Annotated in this window: 10 protein-coding genes; all 10 read right to left on the bottom strand. The window is 54.7% G+C overall.

What is annotated here, in order from left to right; all coding sequences use genetic code 11:
• Positions 1–6: 6 nt before the first annotated feature.
• The 10 genes from ACH518_RS19435 to ACH518_RS19390 are packed head-to-tail and all read right to left on the bottom strand — an operon-like array spanning position 7 to position 14,112.
• Positions 7–1,527, bottom strand: a complete 1,521-nt coding sequence (locus ACH518_RS19435) for an alginate export family protein (RefSeq protein ID WP_445371292.1) — start codon at positions 1,525–1,527, stop codon at positions 7–9.
• Positions 1,528–1,549: 22 nt separating this feature from the next.
• Complete coding sequence (locus tag ACH518_RS19430) at positions 1,550–2,383, bottom strand: hypothetical protein (protein ID WP_445371291.1); 834 nt, start codon at positions 2,381–2,383, stop codon at positions 1,550–1,552.
• Positions 2,373–3,584 carry a glycosyltransferase family protein gene (locus tag ACH518_RS19425; RefSeq protein WP_445371290.1) on the bottom strand — a complete coding sequence of 404 codons (1,212 nt, stop codon included), beginning with the start codon at positions 3,582–3,584 and terminating at the stop codon, positions 2,373–2,375. Before ACH518_RS19425 ends, ACH518_RS19430 begins: the two co-directional genes overlap by 11 nt.
• The gene (locus tag ACH518_RS19420) at positions 3,581–5,383 is read right to left on the bottom strand and encodes an ABC transporter ATP-binding protein (RefSeq protein ID WP_445371289.1); all 1,803 of its coding nucleotides are present in this window, start codon (positions 5,381–5,383) and stop codon (positions 3,581–3,583) included. The genes ACH518_RS19425 and ACH518_RS19420 overlap by 4 nt, the downstream gene beginning before the upstream one ends.
• A 20-nt stretch (positions 5,384–5,403) precedes the next feature.
• Entirely contained in the window at positions 5,404–6,687 is a 1,284-nt protein-coding gene (locus tag ACH518_RS19415) for an aminoglycoside phosphotransferase family protein (protein ID WP_445371288.1), read from the bottom strand.
• Positions 6,684–7,328, bottom strand: coding sequence for a histidine phosphatase family protein (locus tag ACH518_RS19410; RefSeq protein ID WP_445371287.1), 645 nt, complete (start codon positions 7,326–7,328; stop codon positions 6,684–6,686). The genes ACH518_RS19415 and ACH518_RS19410 overlap by 4 nt, the downstream gene beginning before the upstream one ends.
• A complete protein-coding gene (locus tag ACH518_RS19405) occupies positions 7,315–8,649 on the bottom strand; it encodes an aminoglycoside phosphotransferase family protein (RefSeq protein ID WP_445371286.1) in 1,335 nt (444 codons plus the stop codon). The genes ACH518_RS19410 and ACH518_RS19405 overlap by 14 nt, the downstream gene beginning before the upstream one ends.
• Entirely contained in the window at positions 8,646–10,769 is a 2,124-nt protein-coding gene (locus ACH518_RS19400) for a heparinase II/III family protein (protein WP_445371285.1), read from the bottom strand. Before ACH518_RS19400 ends, ACH518_RS19405 begins: the two co-directional genes overlap by 4 nt.
• 3 nt (positions 10,770–10,772) lie before the next feature.
• Positions 10,773–12,782, bottom strand: coding sequence for an alginate lyase family protein (locus ACH518_RS19395; protein WP_445371284.1), 2,010 nt, complete (start codon positions 12,780–12,782; stop codon positions 10,773–10,775).
• A complete protein-coding gene (locus ACH518_RS19390) occupies positions 12,757–14,112 on the bottom strand; it encodes a glycosyltransferase family 4 protein (RefSeq protein ID WP_445371283.1) in 1,356 nt (451 codons plus the stop codon). Before ACH518_RS19390 ends, ACH518_RS19395 begins: the two co-directional genes overlap by 26 nt.
• Positions 14,113–14,151: the final 39 nt, after the last annotated feature.

Below are 14,151 nucleotides of genomic sequence, written 5' to 3'. Positions count from 1 at the left end.
AAGCCCTTAAAAGCTGTATTTGAATGTCAGGTCAAGTTGAAAGGAATTGTTACCTTCCAACGCACCAAAAGCCGGGCCTGCCATAAATACCGAGCCGGCAAATTGCACCTGCAAATGCTTCCATTCGTCCAGGGACAATACCAAATCGAATTCATCACCCAGCGTGCCGCTTCTACTGTTGGGCGTGGCGCGTATTCGCGAATCGCGAATCACTGACGACGGCGTGGCCTGTTCGTAATGGTGGTAGAGCAAGTCGATGGAACTTTGCTCTGAGATCGGGAAGCCCAATGCGGCGGTCATGATGTTCAAATTCGATAATTCCGGCCGAAATAACTCGCCGTAATAACGAAAGCGCTGGCTGCCGGACAATTTGATTTTATTGTTGTGTATCCCTGATTGCCGATAACTGCTGTCGGTGCCGTCGTTGGGATTGGCATCGCCGGAGCCATAGGCATAACCCAAGGTCAGGTAAGGCTCCAGGAACAGATTGCTGTACCAGGTGATGCCGGCGTCCATGCCCCAGGCCTCGACGTGCCGCGGCGTTTGGGCTCTGACCCGGGAGACGTTGCTATTGATGTCGGTAAAGGTCTGGGTGGTCTCTTCACCGAATACAAATGCCGAATCCAACCAATAGCCGATTTTGCCGACATGCTCTATTTTGAATTTGCCCATCGCCCGGCCGCCGAACCAATTGAGGTCGCCATCGCTGGCGTCTTTACGATTGGCTCGGATCAAGTCGCCGGGTTGTTGATTGTCCGAATTGTCGAACTGGCTCAGAAAAAACAAGGACAAGTTCTGCTTCGGATCCCATTGCCAAACCATATCGCCCATCAAGCGCACCACCCGGTCGCTGACCGGATCGATGAAATCCTGATCGGACTGTTTCGAACCCAATTCCTTGGCAATCGCCAATTCGGCGAACAGCGTATCCTCGCCATAATAAATCCGCGCCGCATCCAGTTCGTCGTTCCACCACCACTGGCGCTTATCGGCGATGCGCTGCCGGCCGACTTGCAGACTATATTCAGAATCGAAGATTTGATGGATGAACAGCCAGGCCTGGGTCAGTTTAATGCCGGCTTCGTATTGATCCAGCCCACTTTCGGTATAGACCTCCGGGTCGTAGTAAACATCGGACTGCACAAAAAAAGACAAAGACCTAGACCACTGATAAAACAGCTCCAGCTTCAGGTCTTGATAGACATTGGCCACATCATCGTCGCGGCGCGGGTCCAGCCGCCGGTCTTCGACATAGCGCGGCTCCAGCTCATAGGCACCGCCGATGGTCAACGGGTGGCCGAATAGGTCAACCTTAAACTGGTCGGCGGGCCGTTTGTCGCCAGGGTTGATACGCAGTGGCTCTTTTCTGACGCCGTCACCGTTGTCCTGGCGGAAGGCAGTGTCATTGGGTTTGCTCGCGGCCATCTGTCCCTTAGCGGTTTCTGCGAATACCGATAAACTCAGCAAGGCTCCGCCGGCCAGTATTGCCGTTTTTCCGGTTTTTAGTATGAATGAATTAAAGCTCATGAACGAAAGGCAAATCAGTGGGCTAGTTAATTGAGATACGACCGCATAGCGGTGTCAGAACAGCCTGGGACTCAAGCGGAAACGAGCACAACCGTGCATCAAGCGCTTTTGCGTCATCTAAAAATTCGCGCATCAAGCGGCAGTGTGTATGGGGATGTTCGCGGAATAGTTGCAATAAGGCTTGCAGATGCTCAAGGTCGTCTACGTCCATCACTGCGTGGTGCAGCATAATGCCCAGCGGTTTCGGATGCTCCGGGTACAACACATCTGTTATGGCTTGGCCAAGCGCAACCCAGGGCTGAACGGATTTGATTCTGATCCCGCACCAGTCGATAGCTACCGGAATTTCCCGCAATGTCCCGGTATGGAGTGGCGCCGCGCCGCGGTTGCGCGACAGGGCTTGAAAACCGAGTTTAAGCAAGCTGTCGGCCGTGGCCTGGCTGCAACGGTTCCATGGCGGCGTAAAAATCCTGTCCAGTGCCGACCCGAACCAGCACTCAAGCTGTTGTTTGCCTGCCAACAAATCCTTAAATTGTTGCTCTTCGCTGCGGCTGACGCCAAATTCGCATTTGCGGCCTTGGTTTTCATAGTTATTATGGCTGTATCCATGTTGATGCAGACCCAACATAAACGGATTTCGCCGCCAACGGCCCAGCAGCGAGCCAGCAAGCGACTGGCTAAGCACCTCAGGAATCACGGCAAGATCGATGGGTATATTCCAATCTCGAAAGCACTCCAGCAATGCATACAGCCGATCATCATCCCAACCGGCATCGTCGTCGCGAAAGAAAATCTCAATTGCTTGCTCTCGGGCATCCAATGCCATACGGACAGGTCTGAGCCAATCAGCAGGCATGGGCATACTCCTCTGGCTGAGATTCTGCGTTTGCATCCTGTTTGCTTGTCAGTAATTTCTGAATCAGGCGCACGGTATGGTCTGCACCTGACAAATCCAGGCCGGCCGGATTGGACGAAAAATTCCTTAATTGCAAAATCTGCTCGGCCAAACGCTGGCCCGTCAGTTCCGCCGGATTCAGGACTTTCACCAAACCCAATTGCGCTAACTTTTGCGCCCGCTGGCTTTGCTCGTCTTCCTGGCCGCGCACAAACGGCACGACCAGAGCCGAGGTGCGGGATTCGAGAATGTCCATCACCGTGTTGTAGCCACATTGGCTGACAGACAGACTGTGCGCCTCCAGTAAAGGCTGCATCGCCGGTACCGAGCGCAGCAAGGTGAGACCTTCGATGCCTTTGACTTGCGCAGCTAAATCCTGCCAATCCGCTTCCGGTAAAAACGGGCCGGCGACGATGGTCATGGGTAATTTTTCAACGGCCCAATTTATGGCATGGGCCTGAACCGCTACTTGAAACAACGGCGCGCCAACCATGCCGCCGCCAGCGGATACCAACACGCCGCGCCGAGGCGGCTTTAACTCGGCGGCGATACGGCCTGGAGCAACAAAGCCGGTGTACAGTAACGGGGTTTTCAGCGGATGGCGCGGGTGGAAGCTATCTTCCAGGCGAGCAAAACGCGGATCGGCGTGTACCAACAGTCCGTCGAAATAACGGTCCGTAATCCAGCGGGCGCGTTCATCATGCCGGCTTTGATCCTTCCGGGCGTTGACCATGATGTCTCGTAGACTACAGAGCACCAACGGCCGCGCCTGTTTATCGCGGCGCGCGGCTTTTAGTAGCGGCAACAACTCGCCAGCCAGTTTCTTGCGACCGAACGGGAATAGTTCGATCAACACCACTTCCGGCCTGAGCAACGCATAGGTATCCAGTATTAACTGCCGACGCATCGCCAATGATTCTTTGACGCTGTAACGGTCGTCCTGGCTATACAGCTGATGATCCTCGCCCATGCCCAGCGGCGGCAGATTGAGCATATCCAGGTCGCCAGTGGCAGACTGATGGTCGGGGGCGCGGCCGCCGTTCAGAAAAGTCACTCGAAATTCGCGGCTCAAGGCATTCGCCAAGGTCATCGCCCTGACCCAGTGACCCATGCCCAGCGAGTGCTGGCAATACAGGAGTAATCGCGGTTTATGTTGGTTCATGCGGCACGCAACCCGTGTTGGAGTTTATACAGTTCGTGATAATGCCCGCCCATCTGCATCAAGGACTCATGGCTGCCTTGCTCGACAATCACGCCTTGCTTCAAGACCAAAATCCGGTCGAAATTGCGGATGGTGTGAAATTGATGGGCTATCACCAGCACGGTTTTGCCGCCATGCAGATTATCGATGGCGTCGCGAATCAAGGCCTGGGACTGGGCATCCACTGCCGAGGTCGGTTCGTCCAGAATCAGAATCGAGGATTTGCGCAATAAGGCCCGCGCCAGACACAGGCGTTGTTTTTGACCGCCGGACAGATTGCCGCCGCTTTCGCCTAGTACCGTGTCGTAACCATCCGGCAAATTGCGGATAAATTCGTCTGCATGCACTAGATGCGCAGCGGTTTGAATATCATCAAGCGTGGCGTCCGGACTACCGTAGCCGATGTTCTCGCGAATGCTGGTGCCGAACAGAATCGAATCCTGCAACACCACACCGATTTCCCGGCGTAAGCCGGCGCGTTGATAGCGGCCAACCTCGATGCCGTCGATGCGTACGGCACCCTGTTGCGGGTCGTAAAGGCGGATTAATAGGCGGGCGATCGTCGATTTACCGGCACCGGAAGCGCCGACCAAGGCCACCCGTTCACCCGGTTGAATGTGAAAGGAAATATCCCGCAGGATTGGTTTGCCGGTCGGATAACCAAAAGACACATGGCTGAATTCGATCTCGCCGCGCAAACCTTTGGGCAGCACAGCATCGGGCGGGTCTTGAATATCCGGTTCGGTATCGAGAATTTCACTGATGCGTTCGATACTGACACTGGCCTTGGAAAAGCGCGTGGACAAGCGGGTGATTTGCCGAATCGGTTGATACATCTGGGCTATATACGAACTGAATACCAGCACATCTCCCGGCGTCAGCACTCCGGCAAACACTTGCAAGCAGCCGAACAGCACCACGATGCCGGTGCCGATCGCACTGATGATTTCAATCATCCGGGTCGCCCCGGCTTCGATGCGCGCGGTGCGCACGCTTTCGGTCATCGACTGGCTGCTCTCCACATCGAAGCGTTCGCGTTCGTAATCTTCCATGCCGTAGGTTTGCACCAGCGGCACCGCATTCAACAACTCGCTGACCCGCGACGCTAAGCGCCCTTCGTTATGGCGTTGCTTGCGCGCCGAGCGTTTGACCCTGCTATAAATCATTACGATGGCAAGGCACAGCAGCGGAAAGCTGGCCAGCACGATCAAACTGAGTTTCACGCTCAGACTAAACATGATCGCGAACATACCCAACACGGTTAGCACATGGGTGGTAAAGGTCAAGGCCGAGTCGGCGTAAACGTCCTTTAAGGTGTTGGTATCGCTGGTGAGTTTGTTCAATAACTCGCCGGACGGTGTACTGCTGTGAAACGCCAGCGACAGGCGTTGCAGATGGTCGAACAGCTCGCTGCGCAAGGTATAAACCAGCAAGTAACCGATGCGCGAGGTCAGAAACAGCTGGTAATAGGAAAACACGCCTTTGAACAAGGCAATCACCACCATGCTGCCGCAGAGTATCCACAACGCCTGTTCGCTACCGCCATACAGCAGCGGTTGCGCCGCCGCCAGCTGAGCCGGCAACGGGTGATTCAAAAGCACGTGATCGAAGATCAGCTTCAGCGGCCAAGGCACGATCAGGCTGGTCAGCGTGGAACCGAGAATACAGACAATAGCGGCAAAAATACTACCTCGCACCCGGCACAGATGTGCAAACACGATCTGCTTGAAGCGGCTTGTTGCTTGAATTTGGTTGTTCATAAGCGGTTTTCCAGATGAATTCAGTTGGCCAGCGGCCAGGGACGCAAAGCCAGGGCAATAAAATCGGCAGCCCGTTGCGGCGCGGCCGATTTTTGCTGGATGAAGGTACGGTAAGCGCGGGTCAGTAATTGCCCGCGCAGGTGCCAGGCAAAACGCTGTGGGTGGGATTGATTTCGGTCGAAAGACGCATAGTCGGCAAACAGCTGCTGGACCAATCGGTCTATCGCAGTAATGGCATAGGGATAGTTGTATAAATCCGCCGCGAAGTTAGCTAAATCCTGCAACGGGTCGCCAATGCTTAATTCGTCATAATCGAAGAGAGCTAAACTGCCGTTTGGCAGAACCAGCAACTGATCGATATGAAAGTCACCGTGAATCAAACCCTGTATTTCAAACACCGGGCGATTTTGGCGCAATTCGGCCAGTAAGGAAGTCAGCGCCGACTGGATGGCGGGATAGGCGTGGCTTAATTTATCCGCTTTCTTGCGCCATTCTTGCAGCTGTTGCTGCGAGGTAACGACCGGCAGAGGCGGTGGCGTGAGTTGGTGAAATGCGACAAGTGCATTGGTTATTGCCGGGATTTTATCTGCGACACTGACTTCGAAATCCAGCTCCGCCAAAGCTTCGCCATGCAAGCCTTCCAACCATAAAGTATGGCGGTCGGCGATATACGCCAAGGCTTCAGGCATGATAAAGGCTGCGTCTGACTGGGACTGCTTTTGTAGCCCATGCAAATTGTCGTAAACCGTCCGTCCACGCTCATCGGCGTAGGTTTTGCCGTAAACCACCCGCGCGGGTTCAGCTTCACTGGCCGCGAATCGATAACGCGCCGTGCAACGAATTTCCGGCCGGTAATTGACGATCTCGATAGCCGACACTGACTGCTGGCCCAGTTCGGGAATTATTTGGCTATCCATCAGTTGCGCCAGCCAGGGCATCGCCGGATCGTCCGGAAAGCGCCAGCCGACCACGCCCAGTTCGGCCAGATGAATCGCATTTTCACCGCTGGCTTGGGCTTCGGCAAAGGCCTGATGGCTGCGCTGGTCCAAATACGCACGAGCGTAGAGTATGCGTTGTTCGGCGGCCGATGAGGGCAATTGCCGGCCTTGCAAGTGATAAACCAGCGACAAGAAAGAGCGCTCGCGGTTTTCGGCTAGGCGATAGGTTTTGTAGCGCGGATGTTGAATTTCGCAGCCGGTCACCTGCCAGTCGCCGGCCAGGCATTCTGGCAAATGCCGTTGCAGGGTTGCAGCCATCCGCTCGGCATCGAGTAAGGGGGCAAATTGATCCAGTGGATTGCTCATGTGCGCAGCCCTGGGTAATGTTGGCCGTGATGTTCGCCACCCAGCCTAATCGTCATCACTTGCGGCTTGCTATACCAATCGATGGCGTACAGATATTTGTTTTTGACATTGATCTCGGCCTCGTCGGCAAAGTCGTTGGCTAACAGCCGGGCCAAGATCACTTCATTGGTGTTGCGATGGCCGACGATCAGAATGGCACCATGGCTTTCGGCCAATATCCGTTCAAGGCTGCTGAGTACGCGAGCCGCAAAGGCGGGATAGGCTTCGGAGCCAGGCACGCTATAATTCTGTTTATCATGCTCGCGTGCGGCCCATAACCGGCTGGCTTCGGGGTCTCTTTCGTCGACATGTCGACCTTCCAGAATACCCAGGCCAATTTCCCGCAAATCATCCCGTGTTTGAATCGGCAGTCCATGCATTGCGGCGGCGGGGCTGGCCGTCTGTATGGCCCGCGTCAGGCTGCTGCAATAAATCGCGCTCAAGGTTTCCTGTTTCAATACATCCGCCAAGGCCTGGGCTTGCTCCAGGCCTTTGGACGACAGCTGAGTGTCGGCCTGGCCGGATAGGCGTTGCTGAAGATTTAGCGCGCTTTGGCCGTGCCTGGCTAAATAAATGCGTAACGGGCGGTCAAACGAACGCATCGCCTGCTCCTGTTACATGTTTACTCAGCGCCAGATAGCTTTCGCTGAGCGCCAGATAGCTTTGGATATGGGCGATGCGTTGATCATCCATTTGCCGCAGGCTGCGGCGCGTGACTTCGTGAATCAGCGCGGCGGCCACCTGCCAACGCAAGGCAGGCAGTGAAACCGTATGGACGCTATGAACCATGTACGAGTGGACCAACTGCCTGACCAGCGTATGCATTTGCTCGACTGAGTCGCCTTCCCGCAGGCCGTGCAGATAAAAGTTGCCGATCAGGCTGGCCAAATCGGCCATTGGGTCGCCCAGGCAGACGCAATCCAAATCGATCAAGCCCAGTTTGTCGCCTTGGACTAAAAAATTGTTCAACTTTAGGTCGTGGTGTAGTGTCGCCAGGGCTGGCTTTGGAAGATTAAGTTCGTCCGCCAACACAGCGTCAACCGCACTTTCGATGCGTTCTGCCAGTGCCGGCCGGGTTTGTTCGGCAAGCCTAACGGTAGCCAGCAGGCCTTCGGTGACATCACTTTGATTGAAACGCTGCGCGGTGTCGATTTTGCAGGCATGAAACGCCGCTGCACACTGGCCGATGCGTTCGGCCAAGGCCAAGCCATCGGCTGTTTGCAAATCGGACCAGCACAATGTCCGGCCGGGGACAGGCGATTGCCAGAGCGTGCGGGTTTGGGCGTCGTAGGCCAGGGTCTTGGCACCCCAGCTAAATTGGTTGCTGAGTTGCCGCATCACCGCGAATACCTCGCGGCCGCTATCGTCGGCGTAATTTTTGGCATACAACAAGCGAGTTTCATCTGCTCCGCCCAGTGACACCCGATAACGGATCATGCAGGAGCGCTCAGGCAGATAATGCAAAACTTCGGATCCGACAGCCAGGACCCGATCATCCCCAGCTAAATCTGGCTCACCAATCCGGTTCTTGATGGCTTCCGCATCCAACAGGCCGGGCAAATGAATCAGCTTGCGATCGTAAGGAAACGCCCAAAGCAGCATGGCCGGCTCGTACAAAAGCGTCAGCGCGCCTGCCGCCAGATCAGGCCGTTTGCTTCGTTCCAATTCAAACTCCCGACTCACTAAGTCAGGCGCACATAAGCGGCCGGTCACATACCGCGATTGGGTGTTTGGGTCTGACCGGGTATCAAGCCGATAACCAATCACCAGACTTTTACCGGGTTTATGGCGTTTTTCGCCAATGCAGCATTCAACATGACCGGATTTATAGTCGGGCATGTCTAGTACCCAGCTCAACAAAGGCCCCATCACGGCAGGATTCAGCGCGTCGGCCATTTGCGGGAAGCATGGGTCTAGCTTCATGCCTGCACTCTCCCATCGATAGCGTCGATTTGAAGTTGGCCTTTGGCGTAATTCAGGCAAACCGGCCTACCGACGCTGTCCAGCAGTTTGCGTACGCCAATTTCCAGCCATTCAGCCGCATAAGCCCGGACGCTGAGGATACCGCCTACGGCATCGCGGCGGATGAATACGACTTGTGCCCGGCAGATAACGTCTGCAAAGTGGTATTCAGATAAACCAGGCTGATGGGCGACGAAAAAGCAATCGTGATGATTTGTAGTTTCTGATTGAATGCGGATACTGAGTGCCAAAGCCTGGGTAGCGGGCACGGATTGACCGAGACAGGTTACTGATAGAGCCTCCACTCGCAAAGCCGGAGCTTTGTCTTTAAAGGGATACAGAACAGTTTGAAACCAGCCGCTACCCGCGCATTCCTGGCTAAAACTCAGCACAGGCGCGGGTTGCTTGACGCCATATTCCGGCGACACCCAGCCGGGTTTTAGACTCATTTCAATCCCGGCGCGTCCGGCTTGTGCGATCAACAGATTGGGCGCCCGGATGCCTTGGTCTTGTATTTCGCTTTGGTCCTGCGCTTCCGGCGCCAAATGGAAAAATTGCTCGTAACGATGGGCTTCGGAGGCAAGCAACAGATCGCTGATAATCCAATATTCGGCTTCGGCAAAGAAAATGCTGCGTTGGTGATCGACTTCGTATTGCGGACTCAAGGCGCGGCCATGCACAAAATCAAAGCCTTGGTTCGATTCAAAGATTAATACCGCTGCTCGGGGTTGCGGGCCGACCGGCTCATGACACTGGTAGGCTATCTGATCCTTACCGTCCACCATTATGGTGTTATGCGCCGCCGTGCCTTTGAAGACGTGCCGCCAATTGATGCCGTCGCTTACGTGTTCGTGATAGCTGTAACGGCCTGGATCGACGATTAAAGACCGACCGAAGGCGGCCATTTCGAAACTCAATAAATCATAATGGCCGTGGCTGCCGAAGCCCAACTGGCCGCAGTCAAAAATCAGATAACGACCATTGGCATAAGGCAGCTTTGTCCAGTCGCTACGCAGAATGCTGTATCCGCTGTCGGCAAACAGGCGCGAGCGTTGCGCCGGTGGCTTGCCTTGCTCTCCCCGGCTAAGCACATAACTCAGCGCGTCGCCGGGATAATAGTGTTGGGCTTTGCGCAATAGCGACAGATAACTGTTGATGTCGCCATCGTTGATGGCCGGCAGCCAACCGTCAGGTTTGTGGGCGTAAATGGAAAATTCCAGGGCTTTACGGATGACGGTATCGAACGCCTCGGGCAGCGCCAGTCCGTTCAAATCGGCCAACTCGCGGACCCGCAAGAAGTTCTTTAATACCGTATGGTGGTAGTCGGTGGACAGCTCTTTTTGTACGCCGTCGGCCAGAAAATCATCGCGGAGATTGGCCATTAATTCGTGTTGGGCAAAGGCCAATAACTCAGCGGATTGGCTTAACTCCGGAAACACCAAGGCAACCGCGAAAATCGCATACAGCTCGATAGTGCGGTGATTGCCTTGCGGCGTTAAATTGTGGCTGAGAAACACAGCCTGCGACTGAATCGAACCCAACAAAGCCAGCAAGAACTCGGCGGTAATCGCCGAGCAGTGCCGACCCGGCACGAAGTAATGGTAAGCCAATAACCATTGCTGCAAGCGGCGACCGGTCACCTGGCTGTTTACAAAACCGTCCGGCACCTGCTCAATCCAAGAACTGATCAAAGCCACCCATTTATTGGCATAACTCTCGTCGCCACTGTAGTCGTAAGCTAATGCCAGATCACGGGAATAATAAAACTTGTGCAGCAGTATCAGCCATTCCAGATCGGGACTGGGGTTATGCAGCCAATTCAACGCGTCACCCAAGCGATGGGTTTCGTTATTCAGGGTAAATTCGTTGTTCAGAATCGGCTGCGCGCTACTTATATGTTTGGCTTTGCCGGGCTTTAGCGGGAAATAGTTGGTAACGGCACGCTGGTGAAAATGCGTCAACAGCTCGGCGGGCGTCATTGCCGCGAAGCGGGGTACCAGGAATACCGGCATTGAATTTGCCAACGAGTTTTGCGTGCCAAGAAACGCCGATGTAGCGGTGCTGGGATAGCTAGGTTTCATGACTTATCCACGCTGTGCCGCCGCCGACTCGGTTTGCCAGGCCAAGACTTGGCCCCAACTATCCTGGCGACGGAATAAAAACGCGCTATCGGTTAGCAGGTCCGCAAATTGGTAAGTTAGACCGGCCTGGTGCGCCAGGAATAGCTCGTCGTAGGTCTCTCTTTGGGCCAGTCGGCTGTGAATCCGCACGGCGCTGGCGATGGAGCTGCCAACCACTTGACCGTTTTGGCTCACCGGTAATGGTTCCAGTGTAAGCTGCGGCGGTGTCGATTGGTACGGAAACAGCAGGGTCAGAAAATAATAATTGGCGGCATGCGCGGAAAAATTGACGACCGGCGCCGAGTATTTGCAACCGTAGCTGGGTGAAACAAAGCCTGGCTCCAGAGTCAATTGGGTGGCCGGTTGCGGCACTTGCAGGATGATCAGATTCGGTGAGTCGACCCGCAACCCGGCCGCACCGACCTGCATCGTGGTGTGTTGTTCTGCCAGCGCATCCAGATGGAAGCGCAATTCGTAATCGTGGTTTTGCTCGGCGCGCAGCACATCGCAGATCAGCCAGTATTCGCCCGCAATGAACATGATTTTGCGCTCGTGAATCACCGGATATTCATGGCTGGCGGCGATGCCGTGCAGATAGTCAAAACCCGGCCGGTGCAGCGCGCATTTAAATTCACGCGCCGGTTCCGGGCCTTGAATCTTGTATTTGCGAATGTGCGGCGCATACAAGGTCTGATTTTTGCCGTCCACCTGCACCGTGTTGTGATAGCCGGTACCGCGAAACAGCACCCGCCAATTGGTGTCGCCGGATTCGTCGTAGGTATAACGGCCCGGATCGACGATCAAGCTGCGTCCGTAAGCTGCCACTTCGATATTGAGTAAATCCAGATGACCGTGATTGCCGGCACCTAAAGGCGCGCAATCGAAAAACAAATAGCGCTCGTCCTGATAGGCTTCGCCTTGCTCGCCCCAGCCACTACGCAAGATGCTGTAGCCGCTGACTGTAAAGGTTTTCGAACACTCCGCTGGCGCTTGGCCCTGTTGACCGGCAGTGGCGACGTAAAGCAGCGCCGGATCGTCATATAGCTCATGGCCTTGCCGTAGCAAATCCAGGAAATTGGCGCTGTCGCCATCACTAATCGCCGGGATAAACCCGTCAGGTTTGTGCGCATGCAAGCAAAAGTTCAGGGCTTTTTTGATGGCCTCGTCCATGTCGGCCGGCAACTCGATGTTGTTCAGCATCGCCAAACGGCGAATGCCTAAGAAATTGCGCAACACGATATGGTGATAATCGGTCGACAGTTCGCAATGTACGCCGTCGGGCAGCAAATCGGTTTGCAGATTGCGTTGCAATTCGCCAATAGAAAAACCCAGCCATTCATCAGCTCCGCGCAATTCAGGAAACACGACTGCGGCCAGGAAAATCGCGTATAGCTCCAGGGTACGATGATTGCGCGCTGGCGTCAGGTTGTTGCACAAATAGGAGACCTGCTGTTGCAGCGAGGCCAGAAACTCGAGGTGAAACTCCGCATCAATCAAGGATTCTGCGGCCGCCGAGACAAAATAGCGGTAGGCAAAAATCCAGTTTTGCACGCGGCGGCCGGTGACATCGCTGGACAGAAAATCGACCGGCACGCTATCGATCCAGTTGCGGGTGAGTGCTTGCCATTTATCGCGGTAGCGGGTGTCGCCGGTTTGCTGAAATTGTCTACCCAAGCCGACTGCATAATAAAATTTGTGCAGCAGAATCAACCATTCAACATCTGAGCTGGGATTATTCAGCCAATCAAATGCATCATCAAGCTGGTAAGGCTCGTGATTGAATTCAAAGCGGTTGCGCAAAATGCCGTCCAGCTTTTCCGGGGTATTTTGCTCTTCGTCGATCACCGAAAAATAGCGGATCTGCCTGCGACCATGAAAATACGCCAACAACTCCGCCGGCGTCATATCGCAGTATGGCGCAGCCAGCACCAGCAAACGCGGATCGGACTTAAGAGTGTTCAGCACAGCAGACATGGGCCTCCACCGCTTGACCTTTCAGGCAGGCGTCGAACAGTTTTTTCAGGGCGATGGTCGTGTGGCGGGAATTGAAATCCCGGCAGACGGTTTGCCGCGCGGCTTGACCCAAACGCAAACGCAAGGCTTGATCGGCTAATAAGCTTTGGATAGCGTCTGCCATGGCTTGAGCATTTTTTTCCGGCACCAACAAGCCGTTGATGTGGTCCTGAATCAATTCCGGAATCCCGGAAATGTCAGTGGAGATGACCGGCATTTCCATCGCCATCGCTTCGACCAAGACATTGGGAATGCCGTCGCGGTCGCCGTTATCGACCACCAGGCAGGGCAAGGCGAACACATCGCCTTGCTGATAAATACCGCGCAGTTCCTCCTGGGTCACCGCGCCGGGCAGGCTAACGATGTCTTGTAAATCCAGATCGGCGATGAGTTGTTTGATGACTTGCGCGTATTTATCCGCGCCGCCGACGATGCGGCAATTAAATTTAACGCCGCGATCACGCAGAATCGCGCAGGCTTTGACCAGATAATCGAAGCCTTTTTTCTCGACCAAGCGGCCGACCGACAGAATGGTTGGAATATGCTCAATCCCCTGTTGCTTGCGCGGTTCCGGCACAAACAGATCCGTATCCAGGCCATGATAAATCCGGTGCACGGCAATATCGCTGCCTTTGCAAGCGTCCAGATGTTCCTGATTGGCGCCGGTGCAAGTCACGGCGAATTTTGCGCGGCGCATTTTGATTTGTAACAAATCGCCGGGGTTCAGTTCGCGCAAGTAAATATCCTTGGCATGGGCGGTAAAGCTGAACGGCAGGCCGCTGATGCGGCTGGCGAACATCGCAATCGTCGTTGCGCCATGACAGAAATGCGCATGTAGGTGCCGAATGGCCGGATTCTGTAACACCGATTCAGCGATATAACCGGCTTGCAGAAACTCCTTGATGAAGACTGTGCGCGGCCACTCCCGCCAGCCGCTACGGTATTTGATGCTCATGCTCAAACATTCCAGCAACGCGCCTAAATAGTTGATGGGCTTCTTCAGGAATAGCCGGCCGTGGCTTTGCGTGAATTTCGGCAGGTTTTCGATCAACCAGGCCAAAAAGCTGTGGCCGGTCAAGTCGCTAGCTTGCGGAAGATAATTCACCGGCGCGTGGATGGCGTCGACGACGGCGTGATGCTTTTGGCCCTCAAGCTGCTTGATCGAAAAAATCGTCAGTTCAAGGCCAAGGGTTTCCAGTAAATGGATTTCGTTAGTGATAAAGGTTTCCGACGTACGCGGAAATCCTTTGAGTATGTAGGCGACTTGCGCCTGGTTGCCGAAGTTCTGCATTTAAAAATCCAAAATTATCCAGTCTGCCTTGCACAGGCC

The organism is Methylomonas sp. HW2-6 (assembly GCF_052474525.1).
Note: the sequence above shows the minus strand (reverse complement) of the source record. Positions and strands in the feature narration are given on the sequence as shown.

Bases quoted from the DNA above. Each gene is read 5' to 3' on its own strand.
- ACH518_RS19435 (WP_445371292.1), bottom strand. From the start codon at position 1,527: ATGAGCTTTAATTCATTCATACTAAAAACCGGAAAAACGGCAATACTG.
- ACH518_RS19430 (WP_445371291.1), bottom strand. From the start codon at position 2,383: ATGCCTGCTGATTGGCTCAGACCTGTCCGTATGGCATTGGATGCCCGA.
- ACH518_RS19425 (WP_445371290.1), bottom strand. From the start codon at position 3,584: ATGAACCAACATAAACCGCGATTACTCCTGTATTGCCAGCACTCGCTG.
- ACH518_RS19420 (WP_445371289.1), bottom strand. From the start codon at position 5,383: ATGAACAACCAAATTCAAGCAACAAGCCGCTTCAAGCAGATCGTGTTT.
- ACH518_RS19415 (WP_445371288.1), bottom strand. From the start codon at position 6,687: ATGAGCAATCCACTGGATCAATTTGCCCCCTTACTCGATGCCGAGCGG.
- ACH518_RS19410 (WP_445371287.1), bottom strand. From the start codon at position 7,328: ATGCGTTCGTTTGACCGCCCGTTACGCATTTATTTAGCCAGGCACGGC.
- ACH518_RS19405 (WP_445371286.1), bottom strand. From the start codon at position 8,649: ATGAAGCTAGACCCATGCTTCCCGCAAATGGCCGACGCGCTGAATCCT.
- ACH518_RS19400 (WP_445371285.1), bottom strand. From the start codon at position 10,769: ATGAAACCTAGCTATCCCAGCACCGCTACATCGGCGTTTCTTGGCACG.
- ACH518_RS19395 (WP_445371284.1), bottom strand. From the start codon at position 12,782: ATGTCTGCTGTGCTGAACACTCTTAAGTCCGATCCGCGTTTGCTGGTG.
- ACH518_RS19390 (WP_445371283.1), bottom strand. From the start codon at position 14,112: ATGCAGAACTTCGGCAACCAGGCGCAAGTCGCCTACATACTCAAAGGA.